The 23,243-nt window shown below is 62.6% G+C and carries 22 protein-coding genes; 8 read left to right on the top strand and 14 right to left on the bottom strand.

The features are described from left to right. Nucleotides 1–195: 195 nt before the first annotated feature. Nucleotides 196–957 (bottom strand): Crp/Fnr family transcriptional regulator, encoded by a 762-nt coding sequence (locus AC07UC_RS08235; RefSeq protein ID WP_140772696.1) that lies wholly within the window; start codon nt 955–957, stop codon nt 196–198. Between the two features lie 151 nt (nt 958–1,108). Here AC07UC_RS08235 and AC07UC_RS08230 point away from each other — a divergent pair, with 151 nt between their 5' ends. Next, on the top strand, nt 1,109–1,489 hold the full coding sequence (locus tag AC07UC_RS08230; protein WP_172352833.1) for a response regulator: 381 nt from the start codon (nt 1,109–1,111) through the stop codon (nt 1,487–1,489). A gap of 42 nt (nt 1,490–1,531) precedes the next feature. Here AC07UC_RS08230 and AC07UC_RS08225 read toward each other — a convergent pair whose 3' ends face one another. Together AC07UC_RS08225 and AC07UC_RS08220 are read right to left on the bottom strand one after the other, a co-directional pair. Beyond that, entirely contained in the window at nt 1,532–2,083 is a 552-nt protein-coding gene (locus AC07UC_RS08225; protein WP_010911883.1) for an RNA polymerase sigma factor, read from the bottom strand. 3 nt (nt 2,084–2,086) lie between these two features. After that, nucleotides 2,087–2,290: a NepR family anti-sigma factor gene (locus AC07UC_RS08220; protein WP_056575812.1), complete on the bottom strand. Its 204-nt coding sequence runs from the start codon at nt 2,288–2,290 to the stop codon at nt 2,087–2,089. A gap of 222 nt (nt 2,291–2,512) precedes the next feature. Here AC07UC_RS08220 and AC07UC_RS08215 point away from each other — a divergent pair, with 222 nt between their 5' ends. The 6 genes from AC07UC_RS08215 (at nt 2,513) to AC07UC_RS08190 (ending at nt 6,094) form a co-directional block, all read left to right on the top strand. Continuing rightward, entirely contained in the window at nt 2,513–3,307 is a 795-nt protein-coding gene (locus AC07UC_RS08215; protein WP_064990804.1) for a response regulator, read from the top strand. 207 nt (nt 3,308–3,514) lie between these two features. After that, nucleotides 3,515–3,679, top strand: coding sequence for a DUF1328 domain-containing protein (locus AC07UC_RS08210; RefSeq protein WP_027031438.1), 165 nt, complete (start codon nt 3,515–3,517; stop codon nt 3,677–3,679). Nucleotides 3,680–3,870: 191 nt separating this feature from the next. After that, complete coding sequence (locus AC07UC_RS08205) at nt 3,871–4,905, top strand: sensor histidine kinase (RefSeq protein ID WP_202325653.1); 1,035 nt, start codon at nt 3,871–3,873, stop codon at nt 4,903–4,905. 136 nt (nt 4,906–5,041) lie between these two features. Next, nucleotides 5,042–5,218, top strand: coding sequence for a hypothetical protein (locus AC07UC_RS08200; protein ID WP_494905041.1), 177 nt, complete (start codon nt 5,042–5,044; stop codon nt 5,216–5,218). Nucleotides 5,219–5,412: 194 nt separating this feature from the next. Beyond that, nucleotides 5,413–5,739: a hypothetical protein gene (locus AC07UC_RS08195; RefSeq protein WP_140772700.1), complete on the top strand. Its 327-nt coding sequence runs from the start codon at nt 5,413–5,415 to the stop codon at nt 5,737–5,739. Between the two features lie 109 nt (nt 5,740–5,848). Next, entirely contained in the window at nt 5,849–6,094 is a 246-nt protein-coding gene (locus tag AC07UC_RS08190; RefSeq protein ID WP_140772701.1) for a YMGG-like glycine zipper-containing protein, read from the top strand. Between the two features lie 102 nt (nt 6,095–6,196). Here AC07UC_RS08190 and AC07UC_RS08185 read toward each other — a convergent pair whose 3' ends face one another. The 4 genes from AC07UC_RS08185 to xylF all read right to left on the bottom strand — a co-directional run bounded on the left by AC07UC_RS08185 (nt 6,197) and on the right by xylF (nt 11,343). Further along, nucleotides 6,197–7,837, bottom strand: a complete 1,641-nt coding sequence (locus tag AC07UC_RS08185; RefSeq protein ID WP_140772703.1) for a CHASE domain-containing protein — start codon at nt 7,835–7,837, stop codon at nt 6,197–6,199. Between the two features lie 150 nt (nt 7,838–7,987). After that, nucleotides 7,988–8,791 carry an ATP-binding cassette domain-containing protein gene (locus tag AC07UC_RS08180; RefSeq protein ID WP_494905038.1) on the bottom strand — a complete coding sequence of 268 codons (804 nt, stop codon included), beginning with the start codon at nt 8,789–8,791 and terminating at the stop codon, nt 7,988–7,990. 13 nt (nt 8,792–8,804) lie between these two features. After that, on the bottom strand, nt 8,805–10,157 hold the full coding sequence (locus tag AC07UC_RS08175) for a sugar ABC transporter permease (RefSeq protein WP_056576524.1): 1,353 nt from the start codon (nt 10,155–10,157) through the stop codon (nt 8,805–8,807). A 145-nt stretch (nt 10,158–10,302) separates the two neighbouring features. Further along, complete coding sequence (gene xylF / locus AC07UC_RS08170) at nt 10,303–11,343, bottom strand: D-xylose ABC transporter substrate-binding protein (RefSeq protein WP_140772707.1); 1,041 nt, start codon at nt 11,341–11,343, stop codon at nt 10,303–10,305. A gap of 271 nt (nt 11,344–11,614) precedes the next feature. Here xylF and AC07UC_RS08165 point away from each other — a divergent pair, with 271 nt between their 5' ends. Beyond that, on the top strand, nt 11,615–12,859 hold the full coding sequence (locus AC07UC_RS08165) for an ROK family protein (RefSeq protein ID WP_494905035.1): 1,245 nt from the start codon (nt 11,615–11,617) through the stop codon (nt 12,857–12,859). Between the two features lie 339 nt (nt 12,860–13,198). On the opposite strand, the gene phoB is transcribed toward AC07UC_RS08165, so the two are convergent. The 7 genes from phoB to AC07UC_RS08130 all read right to left on the bottom strand — a co-directional run bounded on the left by phoB (nt 13,199) and on the right by AC07UC_RS08130 (nt 23,202). Further along, nucleotides 13,199–13,888, bottom strand: coding sequence for a phosphate regulon transcriptional regulator PhoB (phoB, locus tag AC07UC_RS08160; RefSeq protein WP_010911896.1), 690 nt, complete (start codon nt 13,886–13,888; stop codon nt 13,199–13,201). A gap of 122 nt (nt 13,889–14,010) precedes the next feature. After that, nucleotides 14,011–14,718 carry a phosphate signaling complex protein PhoU gene (gene phoU, locus AC07UC_RS08155; protein WP_140772711.1) on the bottom strand — a complete coding sequence of 236 codons (708 nt, stop codon included), beginning with the start codon at nt 14,716–14,718 and terminating at the stop codon, nt 14,011–14,013. A gap of 25 nt (nt 14,719–14,743) precedes the next feature. Next, on the bottom strand, nt 14,744–15,547 hold the full coding sequence (pstB, locus tag AC07UC_RS08150; RefSeq protein ID WP_056575782.1) for a phosphate ABC transporter ATP-binding protein PstB: 804 nt from the start codon (nt 15,545–15,547) through the stop codon (nt 14,744–14,746). Continuing rightward, on the bottom strand, nt 15,544–16,395 hold the full coding sequence (gene pstA, locus AC07UC_RS08145; protein WP_140772713.1) for a phosphate ABC transporter permease PstA: 852 nt from the start codon (nt 16,393–16,395) through the stop codon (nt 15,544–15,546). Before pstA ends, pstB begins: the two co-directional genes overlap by 4 nt. A 3-nt stretch (nt 16,396–16,398) precedes the next feature. After that, a complete protein-coding gene (pstC, locus tag AC07UC_RS08140) occupies nt 16,399–17,382 on the bottom strand; it encodes a phosphate ABC transporter permease subunit PstC (RefSeq protein ID WP_140772715.1) in 984 nt (327 codons plus the stop codon). 68 nt (nt 17,383–17,450) lie between these two features. Next, nucleotides 17,451–18,506: a phosphate ABC transporter substrate-binding protein PstS gene (gene pstS, locus AC07UC_RS08135; RefSeq protein WP_202325649.1), complete on the bottom strand. Its 1,056-nt coding sequence runs from the start codon at nt 18,504–18,506 to the stop codon at nt 17,451–17,453. 532 nt (nt 18,507–19,038) lie between these two features. Then, entirely contained in the window at nt 19,039–23,202 is a 4,164-nt protein-coding gene (locus tag AC07UC_RS08130) for a PAS domain-containing protein (RefSeq protein WP_494905033.1), read from the bottom strand. Nucleotides 23,203–23,243 lie beyond the last annotated feature (41 nt).

The raw sequence follows: 23,243 nt of genomic DNA, 5'->3' as shown, positions 1-23,243 counted from the left end.
TCGGGACAAACTAGAGCAACTCCAGGAAAAGTGTGAAGCGGTTTTCCCGGGAAAAGCGCGTAGCACTTTCCCTTGGGAGTTGCGTCGAAAACAAAGAGATAGAGCAATTCGCTGTTTCCGTGAAACAGTGAACTGATCTAGCCGAAAACGCGCACGGACGCACCAATCACCAAACCATGGCGAGAGGGCGTGTCGTCAGATCAGTGGGCGACGGCCCTCGCCCAACCCTTCCCAACCGGCGAGCTGCTTGAGCCCTTCAGTGTCGACCACCTCGCAGCCGCCATCCCGCCAAAGGATCAGCTTGCGGTCCATCAGTTTGCGGATCGTCTTGTTGGTATGAACCAGCGACAGGCCGAGCGTATCGGCGATGTGCTGCTGCGTGATCGGAATCTGGATGGATTGCTTGCCGTTCAGCCCGACGACCTTGGCGCGGCTGGCTATGAAGGCAATCAGATAAGCGGCGCGCTCGATCGCGCTGCGGCGGCCGACGCTGAGCAGGTTCTCGTCCAGCATGCGTTCTTCGCGCGACGCGATCCAGGTGATGTCGTAGCCGAGACCCGGATGGTTGCGGTAGAGTTCGTGCAGATTGTCGCGTTCAAAAACGCAAAGCAGCATCGGCGACAAGGCCTCGACGGAATGCTGCATCTCGCCCATGACGCTGCCTTGCAGGCCGATGAGATCGCCGGGCATGAGATAGTTGAGAATTTGTCGTCGGCCGTCCGGCAACAGCTTGTAGCGGAACGCCCAGCCGGACAGTACAGTGTAGAGATGGGCGCTATGGCTCCCCTCCACGAGCACCGTGGCGCCCTTGTCGACCGCGAGCTCGCCCTTCTTGAACTTGCTGATGAAGGCCAGTTCCTGATTTTCGAACTCGCGGAAAACCGGCAACGGCCGTAAAGGACACTTCTCGCAAGGATATTGCCGGCTGGATGAAGCACGCCCGTTCTGCCCTGGCATTTCGACCCCTCTTCGAAAGCCTGCCGGTCAGCAGGCACCCTTAAACGTTTTGCCGGGATCGGAGTTCCAGGTTGAGGGCATGTCTTTTTTAAATGACAACACACCCGATTGCGATCATGACTCCCGGCGTTTCAAGGAGCCTTCACCTGTGATGCCCACATTGCTTGACGGATTGCGGATTCTTGTCCTGGAGGACGAATTCCTCATCGCCATGGATGTCGAGCAGCTTTGCCGCGACCACGGTGCGCGGGAAGTGGTGATAGCCCGAGACCTGGCCGAGGTCGACGGCGGAAAGGTCGCGATGCAGTTTGACGCGGCCATTGTCGATCTGATGCTGGGCGGCACATCGACGCTCGAATTCGCCGCCGGCTTGCGGGAAACAGGCGTCCCTTTCGTGTTTGCCTCCGGCTATTCGGATGCGGACGAGATCAAGGCGTCCTTTCCGGGGGTGAGGCTGGTCACCAAACCCTATTCAGGCGAGGATCTCGTCGAAGCGGTGGCTCGGGCCTACGGACGCGGCTCCGCGGGGTAAGATCGATACAGCTGCGTCCGAATTCGCTCTCTGAACCTTACGTCAATGCGCCGCGGTCCCCGTGACCTGAGCCGAGATCGCATCGGGACCATATTCGTCCTCGCCGGAAATCTTCAGGATCTCCTGCAGGCGCGTGCGGGCCCTGCTGACGCGGCTCTTGATCGTTCCGACCGCGCAACCGCAGATTTCGGCGGCCTCCTCATAGGAGAAGCCCGATGCGCCGATGAGAATGATGGCCTCGCGCTGGTCTTCCGGCAATTGCTCGAGAGCGCCACGAAAATCCTTGAGGTCGAGTTGGCCGTGCTGGGCGGGATGCACCGCGAGCCTCGCTGTCATGATGCCGTCGCTGTCCTGAACCTCGCGGCCGCGTTTGCGCATCTGCGAATAGAATTCATTGCGCAGGATCGTGAAAAGCCATGCCTTGAGATTGGTGCCGGGCTGGAAGCTCTCATGCTTGTCCCAGGCCTTGACCAGCGTTTCCTGGACGAGGTCGTCGGCCTTGTCGGCATTCTGCGTCAGCGACACGGCAAAGGCCCGCAAGCTCGGGATTGCCCCAAGCAGATCGGTCTTGAAGCCTTGGGAGACCGCTGCCATGCCTCAGTCCTTCTTCTGTGCGGGTTCGGTCTGTTCCAGCTGGCTGAGCAACTGGGCAAAGCGATCCGGCACATCGTCGGAGACCAGCTCGTCGTAATATTGTTTGAGTTTGCGTCCGATCTCGGAGTTCGGCCCCAGAGGGTCACCGACACCGTTCCGGCGCCTGCCCTCGGCGCCAGCCAGAATATCTTTCGTCATGTCCTTCATTTCGCCCTTATATTCCCAGCGCTAGGCCGCTCATACTCAACTCAATACAAGGCAAGCGGCACCCTCGTCTGGTTGCCCATCCCGACACCAAACGCCGTTCCCGCCTTTTCGTTCCATATCGGCCGGAACTTTTTCGGAAAACCCGCGTTGTATTAGCGGGGCTTGCAATCAGCTTGACCTGCAATCCAGGCAATCACGTCATTCTGAGGGAGACGTTTTACCATGAGTTTATCCGCCACCATCGCACCGCATCTGCCATTCCTGCGCCGCTTCTCGCGCGCTGTCTCGGGATCGCAAGAGAGCGGCGACGCGCTGGTCGCTGCGATGCTTGAAGCCATCATCGCCGACGTCGACATCTTCCCTGAGGCATCGAGCGACCGCATCGCTCTGTACAAGGTTTTCGCCAAGCTGTTCACCTCCGTCGCCATCCGCGTACCGCAGGAACAGGCGCAATCGGCGTGGGAGCAGCGCGCCGCCGCCAATCTCAATGCGATCGCGCCGCTGCCCCGCCAGGCTTTCCTGCTGGTTGCGGTCGAAGGCTTCAGCGAGGACGAGGCGGCCGAGATTCTCGACGTCGGCGACCAGCAATTCTCCGAACTGCTTGCCCAGGCAAGCAATGAAATTTCCCGCCAGGTGGCGACCGACGTGCTCATCATCGAGGACGAACCGCTGATTGCCATGGACATAGAGGAGATGGTCGAGAGCCTCGGTCATCGTGTGGTTGGAACGGCGCGCACGCATGCCGAAGCAGTGACGATGTTCGGCAAGACACGGCCGAAGATGGTGCTGGCCGACATCCAGCTCGCCGACGGCAGTTCGGGCATCGAGGCGGTCAACGAGATCCTGTCGTCAACCTCGGTGCCGGTCATCTTCATCACCGCCTTCCCCGAGCGGCTCTTGACCGGCGAGCGCCCCGAACCGGCCTTCCTGGTGACCAAGCCGTTCAATCCCGACATGGTCAAGGCGCTGATCAGCCAGGCGCTGTTCTTTGACCGCCAGGCAAAGGCCGCCGCATAGGTTCGCTGTTTCCGGCACGAATATCAAAAAATCAAAGGCCGTTCGACGCGATGCGTCGGGCGGCCTTTTGGCAGCCGAGACCGTCATTCCTGAATTTCGCTGTCGGTTCCGCCTCTAACGGTTTGCAAGCATCGTCTTTTTCGGCAAATGGTGGAACAAACCGCATCCACCCACGTTTTCCCTGCACCATTCGGAAGGAGATGAACCATGCTTTACTGGGCGCTCGTATTTCTCGTCGTGGCAATCATTGCCGGCGCGCTTGGTTTCGGCGGCATCGCCGGCACGTCCGCCGGTATAGCGCAGATCTTGTTCTTCATCTTTCTCGCCTTCCTGGTCATTTCGCTCTTGGCCGGCCTGTTCAAACGGGCCTGAGGACGAACACTTCTCCGAGCGAACACTGGAAGCCGCACCCCTCAAACGGTTTCCAGCCACCGCCGGGCGGTATCCCTTCAAGGGACATCGTCCGGCGGACCGCTTTAGAGGGGCAGGTTCTCGGGACATTTCATTTTGGAACCCATTCGACAGTGAGCCGTTCAGCCTGAGTTGGGTGGACAGATAGACCGATGCGCTCCAGGACTGCAGATAAAACGGAAGGCGCACGGAGCGATGAAGTCATCGCCTTGCATCCGGCTGAAAGTGGCATGCAGCTTGGCCGGGCCCTTCTCCACGCACTGCACAATGCAGGCATTTCCGTCCTCTATCAGGATCGCGACATGAAAACCGTATGGGCGCGCAACATGCGCGCGCCCTGGGCCTCGGACAATTCCGACGGCAACGGCATCCTGCCGATGGCGCAGGCCGACCGGATCAGCGCCGCCAAGCGCGATGTGGTTGCGACCGGCAATCCGGAGCGCCTTGAAATCAGTGTTCCAGTCGAGAATGGCGTCCGCTGGTTTCAGATTTGGGTCGATGCCGACCGGGGCGACGCCGGTGACGTGCAAGGTGTCGTCACCACCATGGTCGAGACGACCGAGCAGAAGCGGCGCGAACAGACACTGACAACGCTGCTGCGCGAGGTCAGCCATCGCTCGAAGAATCTCCTGGCGATCATCCAGAGCATCGCGAGCCAGACCGGCCGCTATTCAGATGGCATCGGCGACTTCCTGACGCGCTTTCGCGGCCGGCTGCAGTCCCTGGCCTCCTCCCAGGATCTGGTTACGTCCTCGAACTGGCGCGGTGCGGCGCTTCATGAACTGGTGACGAGCCAGGTTGGCCGCTATGGGACGAACACACCGCACAGCCTTCGCTTCCGGGGCGCCAATCCCTACCTCAATCCCAACGCCGCGCTTCATATCGGCCTGGCGATGCATGAGCTCGCCGTCAACTCGGTCAGCTACGGCGCCCTGTCCCGGCCGGATGGGTTCGTCGAAGTAACCGCCGATCTCAACACCGCCGCGACCGGTGAGGTTACACTCTCGCTGACATGGGCCGAAGCCGTCGGAGCCAATGGCGGTCGGAGGACGGAGAAGCGCTTCGGCAGCGTCGCGCTGGAGCGGGTGGTGCCGACATCCCTGGGCGGAACCGCGACCCTCGACATCGTGGATGGCCGCCTCGAATACCGCCTCGTCGTCCCACACAGCAATTTCGAGGCCCAGTGAGCGGCTTGCGGCAGCACCGATTTTAACCAGCCATTCACCATAAAAGCGGATGGTTTTTTACCCAGACACCGCCGGAACCTGTCCAGCCTTCGGACATTGTTGGCAGCAGGACTTCAGACGGTAGAGGAGGAATGTCTTGACGGTTGCCGACATCAACAGATTGGAACAGGCCGCCCGTATTTCGATGGGCGAATTTCTGGATGCCGAAGCCGCCGCGGAAACACTCCCTCATGCACGTCACGGTTTGATGAAAGGGATCGGCCTGGCGCTGGCCGCGATAATACTCCTGGCCGCTCTGTTCCAGTTGACCTGACCGAAGTCCTGCTCGCCTTCCCCTGCTCTCTCGGCTGAACGTCACTACCTTGCCCCGGTCCCAGGCTTGCTGGTGGCAGCCTCTGGCCGTGCGGAAACCCAGTTCTTCGCACCGTCATTATTTGCGCGTCCTCGTGACCTGACAGGAACTTTTTGACGATGTGCGCCGTTATTGCGGCGAGAGGACATCTCGTCATGGAACACATAGCCGCGTTGTTGCTGGTCATCGGCTGTTCGAACTCGATGGCCGATTGCCGCGAATTGCAGGTGCCCGTCAGTGTTTTCGCGACCGCCGATGAATGCACCGCTGAACGGCCATTCGCGATGGGCGACGTGCAAGGGCAGGCTCAGCATGTCGTCGCCAAATGCCTCGCGGTCGATCCCGCGCTTGAGGATGACTACGATCAAATAGTCTGGAATGTGCGCCCCGATGGCAGCCTCAATGCATCATTGGCGATTTCCAATGTGGTGATGGCATCGGCGGCGGCGCGCCCAGAAAAAGACTATCTTAGCCAACAATAAATTCGAGCAGCAAAGGCCGTCATTTCGTGCTAAATGGCTGCTGGACCCAACTAAGCTAAATGGCTGCTGGAGCCAACCAAAGTGTGGACACAAAGTGAGGAGTGACTCAATGCGGAAGATGATTATTGCGGTGGTTGCGGTTGCCGCTCTCAGCGGCTGCACCTCGACCGAGAAGGACGTGGCTGGCGGCACCTTGATTGGTGCTGGCATTGGCGGCCTGGTCGGCGGCGGCAAGGGTGCGCTGATCGGTGCGGCTGTCGGTGCCGGATCGGGCTTGCTGGTTCGCAACCTGCGCAACGGCTATTGCCAGTATCGCGACCGTCACGGCCGGATTTACACGGCCCGCTGCAACTAATTCGGCGATAGTCGAAACTTCGATCCGGAGGCCGGCCACGCCAGCCTCCGGATTTTGCACGTATGGACACATTCCATCGCTATCGGCGCGGCCATTTGGCCGTCAGCCCGCGAGCGGAATTCTTATTTCCACCTTCAAACCATCGGCCTGAAAATCGCGCTTGATCGTGCCGCGCAACTCGCGCGTGACGTTGAGGTCGATCAGCTTGGTACCGAATCCGGTCTCGGCGGGCGCCTCGACCTTTTTCTTCCCGGCCTCTCGCCAGTTCAGCGCCAGCGTCCGCTCGCGCCCCCGCCCTTCCAGCGACCAGTCCACTTTGAGCGCCCAGTCACTTCGTTGCGCATTGGCGGAATTGCCGGCTTCGCCATATTTCAGCGCATTGGTCGCCAGTTCATGGAAGGTGAGGCCAAGCGCCTGCGTCGTGGTTTCGTCGAGCAGCACCTCGGGACCCGTCAACAACCCCTCCGGCAGGTCCTTGCCGAACACCTGGCCAAGTTCGATGCGCAGGAGATCGGCCAGATCGGCCTTCTGCCAGCGCGAGCGCGTCAGCATGTCCTGGGAAGCGGCCATCGCCTGCAGCCTGGCCGAGAAGGACGCTGAAAACTCGTTGACGTCGGTCGCTCGCGAAGCTGTCTGCCGCGCGATCGCCAGCACCCTGGTGATCGAATTCTTGATGCGATGCTTCATCTCCTGCAGCATCAGGTCTTTTTCGAGCAGGCTCTTCTCGGTCGTCTCGTGCAAGCGCGATGCCGCCTCATAGGCACGCTCCTGATAGCGCGCCACCAGCGCGATGGCGCCTGCCGCCAGCAGGCCGAACAGCCCCAGCATCACCGGGATGGCGCGCGACGATGGCTGCGAGAAGGCGCTGGTCGGCCTGAACAATACCGTCCACGGCCGGCCGGCCACCGTGATCTTGCGGGTGACTAGCAGCCGATCGCCAAAGGACGAAGCCGGCGGCGTCTCCGACTGGAACAGGAGGTCGTCGCTGTTCACCGCGCCGTCATAGATTTCCGTGTTGACCGGCAATAGCGGCGCACGGCTGAGCGCGATCTGGAACAGGTCGCGGGCGCGGAAGGCCGCGTAGAGAAAGCCCGCGGTCGAGGATCGCGATGCGTTGATGACCTCGGGTGCTGTTTCGACGTTAAGCCGGACGAAGACCAGGAAGCCGGTGAAAGTCTGCGTGGCGCCGGTGCCTTGGCCCAGTTGCAGCAGCCCGCTTGCGTGCTGCTGGTCATCGGCCATCGCCTTCTCGATCGCCGCGCGCCGCACTGGTTCGCTGAACATATCGTAGCCGATGCTGGCTTGGTTGGACGGATCCATCGGCTCGAAGAGCATGATGGGCGCGCGCCAGGGCTGCGTCGTCTCCGGATAGACTGGATGGCTGGCGCCAAAATCATGCAGGATGTCGCGTTCGACCGCCGCCTCATCGCCCGTCTTGACCAGCCCGAGGAAGCCGATGCCGCGCAGGCCGGCGAAATTGGTGTCGACATCCAGCGCGTTGAAGAACGCCTTGAACTCGCTCTGGGAGATGTCGCCATTGCGGGCGTCGAACAGGGCCTGCGTCGACCGCAGCAGCGACAAATGCAGATCGATACGGCTCTCGATTCGGTTGAGTGCGTCATCGGCCGCCGCCTCGAACTTGATGCGGGCGGCTTCCTGCGTCGCGAAATAGGCGAACCCCGCCATGGTCATGCTGATCAGCGCAACGGCGATGAACGCGACAATCGGAAAAAGTTTCTTCAACGGATGATGCGGTCCATGAGCAATACCGGACCTTTATGGGCAAGTCGCCGGGCCAACACAATGGCAAGGCCAACCCATCGCGATCACTGGCACATCACGTGAGCGGCAACGGGGACGTGCGGGAGAGTCATGCCACCCCGCCGAAAGCCCTCAGGCGGCGATCTTCAGCGCGCCTGGTCCGGGAATGGCGCCAGGGGGACACTTGCCCAGGATGATCATGCCGAGCACCTCGTCTTGTGTGACGTCGGTGGTGCGTGCGGTGCCGACGACCTGTCCGTTCTTCATCACGCAGACCCGGTCGGCCAGCTCGAACACATCATGGATGTCGTGGCTGATCAGGAAGATGCCGATGCCGTCGGACTTGAGCTGCCTGACCAGTTCACCGACCTGCGCCGTCTCCTGCGGACCGAGAGCCGCCGTCGGTTCGTCCATGATCAGGATGCGGGCGTTGAACAGGATCGCGCGTGCGATCGCCACTGATTGCCGCTGTCCGCCCGACAGTTTGATCACCGGTTCCTTGAAGCGCTGGAAGCGGGGATTGAGCCGCCCCATCACCTTGCGCGCCTCGGCCTCCATGGCGACATCGTCGAGCGTGCCCCAGGCGGTCATCAGTTCGCGGCCAAGGAAAAGATTGGCGGCGGCGTCGACATTATCGGCCAAGGCGAGCGTCTGGTAGATCGTCTCGATGCCGTATTTCTTGGCGTCGCGCGGGTTGAAGATCGAAGCCTCCTCGCCATTGACGAAGATCTGTCCGGCATCGCGCTTGTAGGCGCCGGACAGGATCTTGATCAGCGTCGACTTGCCGGCGCCGTTGTGGCCGAGGAGCGCCACGACCTCGCCCGGGAAAAGATCGATCGAGGCGTCGTCGACGGCCCGGATACCGCCAAAGGCGATCGAGATGTTGCGCATGTCGACCAGCGGCGTGCCGGCGGCGGGAGCGGTTTTGTCAGCCATAGTCTTTCTCCCCCTAAACCCGCTTGCGGTAGACGGTGTCGAGCCAGACGGCGATGACCAAAACGGCGCCGACGACGATGCTCTGCAGCGGCGAGTCGACGCCGAGCAGCACCATGCCGGACTGCAGCGACTGCATCAGCAACGCTCCGAGCATGGCGCCGATGATCGTTCCCGAGCCGCCGGCCAGCGATGTGCCGCCGATGACGGCGGCGGCGATGACAAGCAGCTCGTCCAATGTGCCAAGCACGTTGGTCGACGAGTTCTGCCGGGCAGACGAGATCGCGGCGGCGATCGTGGCCAGCACGCCCATGATCATGAACACCTTCATGGTGATCCAGCGTGTGTTGATACCGGCCAGGTTGGCGGCCTCCGGGTTGCCGCCGATGGCGAAGACATAGCGGCCGAAACGGGTGCGGTTGGTGATGAAGGTCATGATCAGCCCGACGGCGATCGCCATCAGCACCGGGATGGCAATGCCGTGGGCGATGAACAGGCCACCCTCGGGTACGGTGATGTTGTTGGCGGCGGCGTATCTGTTCACGATGCCGATGGGCCAGGGATAGGAATTGGCCAGCCACACCGCGCCCATGATGACGGCGCAGGTGACGGTGCCAAGCAGCGTTTCGGCCCAGACCGGGCGCAACGGGAAGCGGAAGCGCTTGCGCTGCACCCGCCCGTTGAACAGTGCAAACACGACGGCGAGGCAGGCGACGATACCGACGATCCAGCTCCAGGTGGCGCCGATCGATCCGGCCGGGCCGCCGCCCATCAGCTGGAACGTGGCATCGAGCGGTGCCACGGTCTGGCCTGACGTGACCCACCAGGCGGCACCGCGCCAGACCAGCAGGCCGCCCAGCGTGACGATGAAGGCCGGCACTTCGAGATAGGCGATGATGAAACCCTGGAAAGCGCCGATCAGTAGCCCGAGCGCCAGCCCGATGACCAGCGCCAGAACCCATATCCACGGATTGCCGAGTTCAAGCCCGACGAACCGGACCAGGAAATGCACCTGGGCAAAGCCCATGACCATGCCGATCAGGCCCTCGGCGGAGCCGACGGACAGGTCGATATTGCGCATGACGATGACCAGCACCATGCCGCAGGCCATGATGGCAACAGCGGAGGTCTGCACCGACAGGTTCCACAGATTGCGCGGAGTGAGAAAGGTGCGGCTGTCGAAATCGAGCGGATTGACGCCCAGACGCAGACTCGAAATCACGTGCAGCCCGACCCAGATCAGCAACAGGGCACCGATCATGCCGAGCATGCGGGTGTCGATCTCGGTTGCCTTCAGGAACCGGGCGACCGCGCCAAGCTCCGACGCGCGCGCGGTGTCGACCTGCGGGTTGGACGTCGTGTCGGTCATGATTTCCTCCCACCGGCCGGCCATCCGGCACGGATGCCGGAACGCAGCCTAGAAGCTATCCGCCTGAGGCGGAAACACAAATCTTTTTGAGAAAACGCCGCGGCTTTTGGGCCGCGGCGTCATTGTCGAACAGTGCAGCGCCGTTCTAGTTGCAGGCCGCGACGCTGCCGGCGGCGACGCCCGCGCAGACCTCGTCCTTCTTGATCCAGCCGGCATCGATGACGAGATTGAGATTGTCCTTGGTGATGGCGACAGGGGTCAGGAACAGCGACTTGACGGTGTTGCCGCCAGGCGTCGTGAAATCCTTCACGCCGGCGATGTCGGTCATCTTCTTGCCGTCAGCCAGCTGCGAGGCGATCTCGGCGGCATTCTTGCCAAGTTCGCGCGCGTCCTTCCACACCGACACGGTCTGGGTGCCGAGCGCGATGCGGTTCAGCGCGGCATGATCGCCATCCTGGCCCGACACCGGCACGGTACCGGCAAGGCCTTGCGCCGTCAGCGCCGCGACGACACCGCCTGCGGTGCCGTCATTGGCGGCGACCACGGCATCGACCTTGTTGTCGTTGGCGGTCAGGAACTGTTCCATGTTCTTCTGGGCGTTGGCGGGCAGCCAGCCGTCCGTATAAGCCTCGCCGACATTCTTGATCTTGCCGCTGTCGATGGCCGCCTTGAGCACTTCCATCGAGCCCGAGAACAGGAAATCGGCGTTCGGATCGGCACCCGAGCCCTTGATGAAGACATAGTTGCCTTCCGGCTTGACCTTGAACACTGCGCCGGCCTGCAAGCGGCCGACTTCCTTGTTGTCGAAGGTCAGGTAGAAGACGTCCTTGTTCTCGATCAGGCGGTCATAGCCGACGACCGGAATGCCTTCGTCCAGTGCCTTCTGCACCGCCGGGCCGATCGCCGAGGCATCCTGCGCCAGGATGATCAGCGAGTTGGCGCCCTGCGAGATCAGGCTTTCGACATCAGTAAGCTGCTTGCCGGGATTGGACTGCGCATCGGCGGAAATGTACTTGTCGCCGGCGGCCTCGATCGCCTTCTTCATGGCGGCCTCGTCGGTCTTCCAGCGCTCTTCCTGGAAGTTCGACCACGAAACACCGATGACCTTGTCCTTCGCCTGCGCGACCGACGCAAGCGTCAGCGACATGGCGACACCCGCCAGGATGGCGGCCGTGAATCTCTTCATGATATCCTCCCTGCGCCGCGTATGGCGCGACCAAACTGACCCGAAGGCCGGCACAGAGGCTCTATTTTTTCGAGCCTCAAAAAAAATACTGATCCATCGTCGGAACGCTGTCAACATCGATTCTGATGGATCTTGAGGTGTCGTGGACTTTTTTTCGAGCCTCGCAATAAATAAATGACAGCACCAGCCGCTTCTGCCAGTATTTGCCCCAGTCACCGGCAGTGTTCGAGGGGCAGGAAGAACCACGGCGACGGGGAGGATGTGGGAAAGTATGTCGGTCGGAATCCGCCACGACGATCTGCGCCGGCGCAACCGCGCCATGGTGATTGCGGCCGTGCGCCGGGCCGGCCAACCGTCGCGCACCGAGATCGCCGCGACCACCGGCCTCAGCCATTCAACCATATCGGCGATCTCTTCCGACCTGATCGGCGAAGGCATCCTGGTCGAGGGCAAGCCGAGCGAGGCCGGTGCGCTCAAACGCGGCAGGCCACAGGTCGGCCTCGGCCTCAACCCGGAGGCCGCGGCCATCATGACTGTGGTGCTGTCGCTGAATTTCCTGTCCGTCGCCGTCATCGACTATGCCGGCCAGGTGATATCGGAGGAACAGCGCCGGCTGGACACGCTGACCATGTCGCGCGAGGCGCTGATCGGTGAATGCGTCGCCATTGTACGGCGGCGCCTCGAGGATCCCGATATCGACGTACGCAGCGTCGCCCGCATCGCGCTGGCGATCCAGGGCATCACCGACACCAAGGCCAGGGCCATGCTGTGGTCGCCGATCACGCCGCAGACCGACATCGCCTTCGCCGACATACTGGAAGCCGAGTTCGGCATCCCGGCCACCATGGAGAACGACTGCAACATGATGGCGGTGGCGCTGCGCTGGCGCGACCCCGAACGCTACCGCGACGACTTCATCGCCATCCTTTTGTCGCACGGCATCGGCATGGGCCTTGTGCTGAAGGGCGAGCTGTTCACCGGCACCCATTCGTCGGGCGGCGAGTTCGGCCACATGATCCATCGGCCAGGCGGCGCGCTCTGCCGCTGCGGGCGGCGCGGCTGCGTCGAGGCCTATGCCGGCAACTACGCCATCTGGCGCAATGCCAGGCAGCTTGGCGAGGACACCGAACCGGTCGCCGACGTCAGCGACGCGCAGATGCGGGCATTGGCGACGACGGCGCGGGAACGAGCCGGGCCCGAGCGCGAAGCCTATCGCAAGGCCGGAGAAGCACTGGGTTATGGCCTCGGCAGCCTGTTTGCGCTGATCGATCCCGCCCCCGTGGCCATGGTCGGCGTCAGCGCCGCCGCCTTCGACCTGATCGAGCCGGCATTGCGCGAGGCGATCGCCCAGACCGCCGGCGGCCAGCACTCGAAATCGATTTCGTTCGACACCGAACCGAACGAGTTGCCCCTGATCCGCGAGGGCTGCGCCATGCGCGCACTGACCTTCGTCGATCAGGAGATCTTCGCGCCGGGCGTGCAGGCAAGAGGCAGTGCCGGGAAGAGCGTTGCCTGAGCTGGCATTCGTCGTTGATGCCGTAGACCCTCGCTTACTTGGAGATTGGCCGTCGTCATCCGTGGGCGGAGCAGGAGCGAAGCTCCGTCGCGGAGACCCTGGGATCCATTCCGTGACCTATGCCACGCAGTGCAGCGGAGCAGAACTTGCGCCGTGGCAACGCTTTGAGGTCGCGGCATGGATCCTTGGGCTGCAGAGCAGCTCCAGGGGTCCGCGCCGCGTCGCTGCGCTCCTTGCTTCGCCCAAAGATGACGAGGCCATGAGCGTCTCAGCCAATTGTCAATGCGTGTGACCCGGGAGTGGACACATTCAACCTATCAACGCTTCCGCCTCAAGGCTCTAATCTTCCCTGATCGCGTAGCCTGCCCCACGGATGGTGCGGATGACGTCGGGCATGCGGCCATTGTTGACCGCCTTGCGCAGGCGGCCGACATGCACGTCCACGGTGCGCTCGTCGATATAGATCGTCTCACCCCAGACATTGTCGAGCAGTTGGCTGCGCGAGAAGACGCGGCCGGGATGGCGCATCATGAATTCCAGAAGGCGGAATTCGGTCGGCCCGAGCCGGATCTCGCTCTTCTTGCGGTAGACTCGGTGCGATTCACGGTCGAGCACGATGTCGCCGACCTTGAGCACGCTGGACAGCACTTCCGGCTTGGCGCGGCGCAGCAGCGCCTTGACGCGGGCCATGAATTCCGGCGTCGAGAACGGCTTGACCAGATAGTCGTCGGCACCGGTCGAAAGGCCGCGCACGCGGTCGCTTTCTTCACCCCGCGCGGTCAGCATGATGATCGGCAGCCGTTCGGTCTCGGGGCGCATTCTTAGCCGGCGACAGAGTTCGATGCCGGACACCGCCGGCACCATCCAGTCGAGCACCAGGAGATCGGGCACGTTTTCCTGCAGCCGGATTTCGGCTTCATCGCCGCGGGTTACCACCTCGACCTGATAACCTTCCGATTCCAGATTGTAGCGGAGGAGCACGCCGAGCGGCTCCTCGTCCTCCACCACCATGATGCGTGGTGCGATCATTGACTGGTCACCTCTAAAGCAATCCCAGGAAAAAATGTGTAGCGGTTTTCCATCCTGAATTGCGTGAAACAAAGAGATAGAGCGGGTCGGCGTTTCCGCGAAACGATGAACCGCTCCAACGCTCAAGCCGCCGGCGCCGACATCGCCGTCTCGTCCTGTTTGGGGCGGTTGGCGGGCAGTTGCGTGCCGGTCAGGACATAGTACGCGTTCTCGGCGATGTTGGTCACATGGTCGCCGATGCGTTCGAGATTCTTGGCGCAGAACAACAGATGCGTGCAAGCGGTGATGTTGCGCGGATCCTCCATCATGTAGGTCAGCAGTTCGCGGAACACCGAGGTGTACTTGACGTCGATGCGTTCGTCGTCGGCGCGCAGCTTCGCAAGCGCGGCGGCGTCGCGCGCCGCATACTCCTCGATCACGCCCTGCACCTGGATCAGCACCAGCTGCGCCATGGCGTCGATGGAATGCGACAGGTCGCGCGGCGTTGCGTTGAGACCGACGGTGCCGACGCGCTTGGCGATGTTCTTGGCAAGGTCGCCAATGCGTTCGAGGTCACCGGCCATGCGGATCGACCCGACGACATGGCGCAGATCGTCGGCCATCGGCTGGCGCTTGGCGATCAGCGTGATGGCGCGATCGTCGAGTTCGCGCTGGCGCGCATCCATGATGGCGTCGTCGGAGACTACGCGCTGTGCCAGCGCGTTGTCGGAATTCAGCAGCGCCTTGGTGGCGCCGCCGACCATCGAACCGGCGAGATCGCCCATGTCGCTGATCAGCCTGCTGATCTGTCCGAGATCCTCGTCGAAGGCTGCGACTGTATGTTCGGCCATGATCCTGGTCCTCGTATGCGTGCGATCAGCCGAAGCGGCCGGTGATGTAGTCTTGCGTGCGCTTCTCGCGAGGCGACGTGAAGATCTTCTCGGTGCGGTCGAATTCGACCAGTTCGCCAAGATACATGAAGGCGGTCTGCTTCGAGACGCGCGCCGCCTGCTGCATGTTGTGGGTGACGATGACGATCGTGTAGTCGGCCTGCAGCTCGTCGATCAGTTCCTCGATCTTGGCGGTCGACAGCGGATCAAGCGCGGAGGCCGGCTCGTCGAGCAGGATGACCTCCGGCTTCACCGCCACCGTGCGGGCGATGCACAGCCGCTGCTGCTGGCCGCCCGACAGGCTGAGGCCGCTGGCATTGAGCTTGTCCTTGACCTCGGTCCACAAAGCGGCGCGCTTCAGCGCCTGCTCGACACGACCGTCCATCTCGGCCTTGCTGATCTTCTCATAGAGCCTGACGCCGAAGGCGATGTTCTCGTAGATCGACATCGGGAACGGCGTCGGCTTCTGGAACACCATGCCGATCTTGGTGCGCAAAAGGTTGAGGTCCTGCGAGCGGTCGAGAACGTTCTGGCCGTCGAGCAGCACCTGGCCCTCGGCGGTCTGCTTGGGGTAGAGCTCGTAGATGCGGTTGAAGACGCGCAGCAGCGTCGACTTTCCGCAACCGGAAGGGCCGATGAAGGCGGTGACGCTGCGCTCGGGCAGCGATAGCGTGATATCCTTCAGCGCCTTCGATTGGCCGTAGTAGAAGTTGAGGTTCTTGACCTCGATCTTGGCCTTGGCCGCCGCCTCGGCGGCGATCGTCATGTCTGGAGACAACATCTGGCTCATTTGTCCTCTCTGCGTCCGGTCAGGCTGCGCGCAAAGATGCTGAGCGCGAGAACCGTCAATGTGATTATGAGTGCGCCGGTCCAGGCCAGCTGCTGCCATTCCTCGTAGGGACTGAGAGCGAACTGGAAGATGGTGACAGGCAGGCTGGCCATCGGCGCGTTGAGATTGCTGGACCAGAACTGGTTGTTCAGCGCCGTGAAAAGAAGGGGTGCGGTCTCGCCGGAGATGCGGGCGATGGCCAGCAATATGCCGGTGACGATGCCGGAAAGCGCCGCGCGATAGGCAACCGAACGGATGACCACCCAGCGCGGCGCGCCGATCGCGGTGCCGGCTTCGCGCAACGCGTTCGGCACCAGATTGAGCATGTCTTCGGTGGTGCGCACGACGACCGGGATGACCAGGATGGCCAGCGCGACGGCCCCCGCGATCGCCGAGAAATGCCCCATCGGTCGCACCATCAGCTCATAGACGAACAGACCGATGATGATCGATGGCGCCGACAGAAGGATGTCGTTGATGAAGCGCACCACGGTGGTGAGCTTCGAGAAGCGTCCATACTCAGCCATGTAGGTGCCTGCCAGCACGCCGATCGGCGTACCGACGATGATGCCGATGATGGTCATCACGATGCTGCCGTAGATGGCGTTGAGCAGGCCGCCGGCGTCACCGGGCGGCGGAGTCATTTCCGTGAAGACCGACAGCGAGACCCCCGACAGGCCCTTGTAGAGCAGTGCGCCGAGGATCAGCGCCAGCCAGGCGAGGCCGATGCCGGCGGCGATGACGCACAGCGTCATCATCACGCCATTCTTGCGCTTGCGGCTTTGGTGAAGCGATGTGGCTGTCGACATCGGTCAGGCTCCCGTGCGGGCATCGATGCGCATCAGCATGTAGCGTGCGATGGCAAGGATCAGGAAGGTGATAACGAACAGGATCAGGCCGAGCGCGACCAGCGAGGAGGTGTAGAGATCGCCGACGGCTTCGGTGAATTCGTTGGCGATGGTCGCCGAGATGGTCGTTGCCGGCGCGAACAGCGACGTCGAGATGCGGTGCGCGTTGCCGATGACGAAGGTCACCGCCATTGTTTCACCAAGCGCGCGGCCGAGAGCCAGCATGACGCCGCCCATGATGCCGATGCGCGTGTAGGGGATGACGACCCGGCGCGTGACCTCCCAGGTCGTGCAGCCGATCCCATAGGCCGATTCCTTCAGCACCGATGGCACCGTGTCGAACACGTCCTTGGTGATCGAGGTGATGAAAGGCAGGATCATGATGGCCAGGATCATCGCCGAGGTGAGCAGGCCGATGCCATAAGGGGGGCCGGCGAACAGGCTGTTGAGGCCCGGAATACCGTGGAACACGCTGATGATGAAAGGCTGAACGGTCGTCTGCAGGAACGGTGCCAGCACGAACAGGCCCCAGATACCATAGATGATCGAAGGGATACCGGCCAGCAATTCCACCGCCATGCCGATCGGGCGCCGAAGCGGGCGCGGGCAAAGCTCGGTGAGGAAGATGGCGATGCCGATGCCGAGCGGCACGGCGATCAGGATGGCGATTGCCGAGGTGATGATGGTGCCGTAGATCGGGGCCAGCGCACCGAACTTCTCCGTCACCGGGTTCCAGCTTTCGCTGGTCAGGAAGGAAAAGCCGAAAGTCGACAGGGCTTGCCACGAACCGGCAAATAGCGAGATCGCGACGCCGCCAAGCAGCACCAGCACCAATATCGCGGCGGCGCGGGTTGTCGCGTGGAAGATTGAGTCGGTCAGCGCGAACCGTCGAACGGTGGCATCGCGGGAACCTCTGACGGCTGGCAAGGCTTCCTGGACAGCGCTCATGTCAAGCTCGGCTCTTTCAGGGTTGAGGGAAAAGGAGCGCCACGGTCGCGGCGCTCCTTAGGAAGATGTTACTCGCCGGCGTAGACGGGCTTGCCGCCGGCCTGGATGTCGGCCTTCCACGACGCCTTGATCAGGTCGACGACGCTGTCGGGGATCGAGACATAGTCGAGCGCCTTGGCGGTTTCCTTGCCGTCCTTGTAGGCCCAGGCAAAGAACTTCAGGGCTTCGCCGGTGGTCGCGGCATCGTCCGGAGCCTTGTGGATCAGGACCCAGGTGGAGGCGGCGATCGGCCAGGTGGTGTCGCCGGGCTCGTTGGTGATGATGACGTTGAAGTTCTTGGCAGTCTTGAAGTCGGCATTCGAAGCGGCGGCGCCGAAGGATTCGAGCGACGGCTCAACGACCTTGCCGGCAGCGTTCACCAGCTTGGAGTAGGAAAGGTTGTTCTGCTTGGCATAGGCGTATTCGACGTAGCCGATGCCGCCGTCGGTCTGCTTGACGGTGTTGGCAACGCCTTCGCTGCCCTTGGCGCCGACGCCCGTCGGCCATTCGACGGCGGTGTCCGAACCAACCTTGTCCTTCCAATCGGGCGAGAGCTTCACCAGATAGTCGGTGAAGTTGAAGGTGGTGCCCGAACCGTCCGAACGATGCACGACGGCGATCGCGGTCGACGGCAGGGTGAGGGTGGGGTTCAGCGCCTTGATCGCGGCGTCGTCCCAGGTGGTGATGGCGCCGAGATAGATCTGGGCCAGCGTCTTGCCGTCGAGGACGAGCTCGCCCGGCTTGACGCCGGTGAGGTTGACGATCGGAACGATGCCGCCCATCACCATCGGGAACTGCACGAGGCCGTTCTTTTCCAGGTCGGCGTCGGACATCGGCTTGTCGGTGGCGCCGAAGGTCACGGTCTTGGCGATGACCTGCTTGATGCCGCCGCCCGAACCGATCGACTGGTAGTTGAGGCCGATGCCGGTGTCCTTCTTGTAGGTGTCGGCCCACTTGGCGAACACCGGGTAGATGAATGTCGAGCCGGCGCCGGAAAGGTCAGCTGCCATTGCTGCGGAAAGGGTGAAGGTAGACGCCGTAGCCATTGCAATAGCAACGGCCGCCGAGCGGATGAAATGTCTCATGTGGCCTGCTCCTGTTCGGAAGATGGTCTCTCGGCGCCATTCCTAACCGGCGCCCGCTGAGGCCAATAGCCTTCGATTATAACAGTCGCATGACAGTTTCGTGTCAGCCCGGTAACGCGTCACAGGCCCTGGCAAAGGCGGTGGCATCGAGCGGCTGCGGCCAGATCCGAGTTTGCTCTCGGAATCAGTGACTTGGCCCATCCGCCAGCCGGAGCCGCCGCCGGATTCGACGGGGCTTTCTCAGGGGAAGAAAATCCGGACGGGAGCGCGTTGCTCAAGGCCAGAGCGTGTCGTGGCCGGGCCATCGCCAAAAACAGGTCCGTTGGGGTAGGTTGACGCTGCTTCTTTGCCGGCGGTCGCTGCTCCCGCCCGTAACTGCAAGGGCGGAATTCGATTTTGCCATTGTCTCGGCTGGGCGCCGCCTTTGATATGGTGCGATCGCACCATAGTCATTGCACGCGGGCGCAGCGGCAAATCCGCGATTGATTCCCTTGGCTTGCATCTCACATCCCTGGAACCAGGCAACGCGATGCTATCCCGCGTTGCGCTGGACCTGGCGGCCGGCGCCGATCCAGCGCTCGACCTTCTCCAGCAGGGCCCTGGGGCTGATCGGCTTGGGCAGATAGTCGTCCATGCCCGCCTCCAGGCACCGCTCGCGATCGCCTTTGAGCGCATGCGCCGTGACGCCGACGATCGGCACATGCGTGCCGGTTTCCTGCTCCAGCCGGCGGATCGCGGCGGTCGCCTCGAGCCCGCTCATCTCCGGCATCGAGACGTCCATCAGGATCATGGATGGATTGAGCTTGCCGAAGGCGTCGAGCGCCTTGCGGCCATTGCCGACGATCTCGAAACCATAGCCGGTTTCGCCAAGGATCTGGGTGAAGACCATCTGGTTCACCTCATTGTCCTCGGCCACGAGGATGTCCAGCCTGTGTCCGCCATCGCCGGTGGCAGGCAGCCTGGGGCGAACCGGTGGCGGCTGCAATTGCGCGCGTTGTTCGGACAATGCCAGCGGCGGAGAAGCGCTGGGCCCCTCGCCTGCGAGCCGCTGGGCCGCGTGGCCATCCGTGGCGTGGCGATGGCGCTGTATGGTCGCGACGAGCGTCTCCAGGAGCACCGAGGAACGCGCCGGCTTGATCAGCTGGGCGTCGATGCCGAGATCACGGTAGCTGGTGTTGGCGAGCGACTGGTCGACCGAGGTCAGCATGATGATGGGCGTGTCGGCGAGACCTTCGGTGTTGCGCACGATGCGCGCCATTTCGGCGCCGCTCATCTCAGGCATCTGGTAGTCGAGCACGACGCAGTCCACGGGCACGCCGTAGGCGGCGGCCGCGATCAGCACCTTGAGGCCTTCGGCGCCGCTTTCGGCCGCGCAGGAATCGAACGTCCACGAGGTCATCTGCTCGGTCAGGATGGCCCGATTGACGGCATTGTCGTCAACGATCAGCACCCGTGCGCCCGTCACGTCCACCGGCATGATGCGCTGGCCGTTCTGCTGTCCGGCCCTGGGCAGCGTCACGGTGAACCAGAAGGTCGAGCCCTTGCCCTCGGCGCTCTCGACACCGATCTCGCCGCCCATCAGGTCGACCAGCCGCGAGGTGATGGCAAGGCCAAGCCCGGTGCCCTCGTGCCGCCGTGTCGAAGAGGTGTCGACCTGGCTGAATTTTTCGAACACCAGCTTCAGTTTTTCCTCGGGGATGCCGATCCCGGTGTCGGTGACCGAGATCGTCAGCCTGGTTCCGGTCGGGACCCTCTCGCCGGTCACGTCGACCAGCACATGGCCTTCATCGGTGAATTTGACCGCGTTGCCGAGCAGGTTGGTGACGATTTGCCTGATGCGGCCGACGTCGCCGATGAACAGGTTTTCGAGCCTTGGCTCGACGCGCACGATAAGCTCGAGGTCCTTTTCCTTGGCACGCGTCGACACCAGCGTCGCCACATCCTCGATCGCCTCGGCAAGGTTGAAGGGCGCCGGATCGAGCACCATCTGGCCGGCATCGATCTTGGAGAAATCCAGGATGTCGTTGATGATGGTCAAGAGCGCGTTGCCCGACTTGACGATGATGTCGGTGAACGTCTTCTGCTTCGGATCGAGATTGGACTTGGCCAAGAGTTCCGCCATGCCCAGCACACCGTTCATCGGCGTGCGGATTTCATGGCTCATATTGGCGAGGAATTCCGACTTGGCGCGGTCGGCGAGCACGGCGCGCTGGCGCGCCTCGCTGAGCTCCGCCTCGCGCATCTTCAGCTCCGTGATGTCGGTGGTCGATCCGATCAGGTAGAGCGAACCGTCCGATGCGATCATCGCGCCCTTGCGCGCGAACTGGTGGCGCACGCTGCCATCGGGGAGCGTCACGCTCTCCTCGATCTCCTGGGTTTCGCCGGTGCGCAGCACGGCCAGATCGCCGGCGACGAAGGCTTCGCCATCCGGGCCGAAGATCTCGACATCGGTCTTGCCGATCGCCTCTTGCTTGCTGAAGCCGGTGAGGTCGCACCAGCCCTTGTTGACATAGAACTGCCTGAGGTCGGAGCGCTTGGCGTAGATCGACACCGGCACATTGTCGATCAGGCTGCGGAACACCTCGTTCTCGCGCATGCTCTCTTCCAAAGCCCGCTCGCGCGCCTTGACGTCGGTGATGTCCGTGCTGGAGCCGACCAGATGCACCGATCCGTCCGTCGCCACCAGGCGGCTCTTGCGCGTCATCAATTGCCGCACCGTGCCGTCGCGATGGGTGACGGGCTCCTCGACCTCGCGCACGGCGCCGGTCGCCACTACATCGCTGTCGTCATGGCTGTAGCCTTCCGCTTCCGCGGCGCCGAACAGCTGGCGGTCGGTCCGGCCGATGACGTTTTCCTTGGCGAGGCCCGTGATCGCGCACCAGGCCTTGTTGACGAATTCGATGCTCAGGTCCTGCGCCTTGATGAAGGCCGCCACCGGCAGCTCATCCATGACGTGCCGGAACAGGTCGATCTGGCGCATGGAATCGCGCAGGGCCGCTTCGCGGCTCTTGATATCGGTGATGTCGACGCGCACGCCGATGAACGTGCCGTCATCGGTGCGCATGTCGTAGACCTGATACCAGCGTCCATCGGCATTGAGGCGCTCGTAGGAAGAATTTGGCAGCCGGTAGCGCGCCAATATGCTGTCGAGCCAGCGTTCGGGTTCGGATTCGTAAAGCCCGTCGATCCCGCTGTCGCCGCTCGAGCGGAAATAGCCGACGGAATGGCCGAATTCCAGCGCCTCGCGGAAGCTCCGGCCAGGCTGCCAGAAGGGCTTCAGCGCCGGCAGCGTATCCTGCAGCTTGTGGTTGGCGAAGACGAACTTGTCGTCGCGATCGTAGATGATCACGCCGGCCGGCAGCGATTCCAGCACGCTGGCGAGATGCTTGCGCGCATCCTGCGCCTCGGTCTCGCGCCGCTTCATATCGGAAATGTCGAAGAGGAAGCCGGCGACATAGTCGCGGCCGCTTGGCATGCGGACGCGGTTTTTCCTGACAATGCGCGAACGAGCGGCGCCTTCATCGTTGAAATTCTCTTCGACTTCATAGATTTGTCCCGTCGACAGGACTTCCCGTTCACTGCGTTCGAAGAGCGCGACCTGGGTCGGCCCAAGGAAATCGCCTCCGGGTCTGCCAAGCATGGCTTGCGGTGTCTGGCCAAACAGGTTCGCGAACGCCTCATTGACGAAGACGAACCGGAGATGATCGTCCTTGACGAAAATCGGATCCTCGACGGCGTTGATCACCGCCTCCGCGAGCCGCGCCTTTTCCAGCGCATCGGCGAGCTCGGCGTCACGCAGCTTCAGCTCGGTGATGTCGTAATAGGTCAGCAGTCGCTTGCCGCCCGACAAGGCGGTGATGGAAAACAGCATCGTCTTGCCGTCGGCATGGCGGAACTGGCGTGCCGAGACGCTGCCGGCACGGATCTCATCCAGCCGGCTGGCGAGATAGCGCTCCCATTCCGGCTGGGCGATATCGCCATAAATGCCGTTGCGCCGATTGATCTCCATCAGCAGGCTGAAGGGTGCGCCGACGGCCACATCGCCTTCCGACATCTTGGAGATGTCACGATAGGCCTTGTTGATGATCAGCGTGTCGAGCTTCGCGTCGAGAAGCACGATCCCCATGCGCATGGCGTCCATCGTCCGCTCGAGATCGGCAAGATGCCCGGCCGTGTCGCCGCCGACTGGCGGTTCCTGCCTTGGCTCCATGTCGTCGAACGCGATGTCTTCGAACGCGCTGGCCAGTGCGGTCACATTGCGGCCTATGCCGCGATAGCCGGCAAATTTTCCTTCGCCGTCGAACCGTGGGAAGCCTGAAGTTAGCACCCAGCGACAGCCGGCGCGGCCTCCCTTCAGTTCATAGACGAAGTCGCGGAAAGGCCGGTGCGCCTCCAGATCCTCCAGATGCGCCGCCGCGCTGCGCTTGCCTTTCAGGACCTGGTTCAGGAAATCGAAGCGGAACCGGCCGAGCACATCAGCCGGGTCGATACCGGTGGCCGCCTGATAGGTGGGTGAAAGCCAGGAGAATCGCAGTTCGGCGTCGGTCTCCCAGATCCAGTCCGAGCCTGCCTCGACCAGCTGGCGAAGCGCGTCGGCCGAATCCATGTCCGCGCACGCTGGCGCGTCGCCGCGATGCACCGCCTTGCCGGACCCACGCTTGCCGCGCGCACCGATTGCTTCGTCCGCTTCCGCCATGCTGTCCCCACCCCGAAAATCAAGGTCGAACCCTCCCTCCG

The organism is Mesorhizobium sp. GW821-FHT04C10 (assembly GCF_059420305.1).
This window is presented reverse-complemented; position numbering and strand designations above follow the sequence as displayed.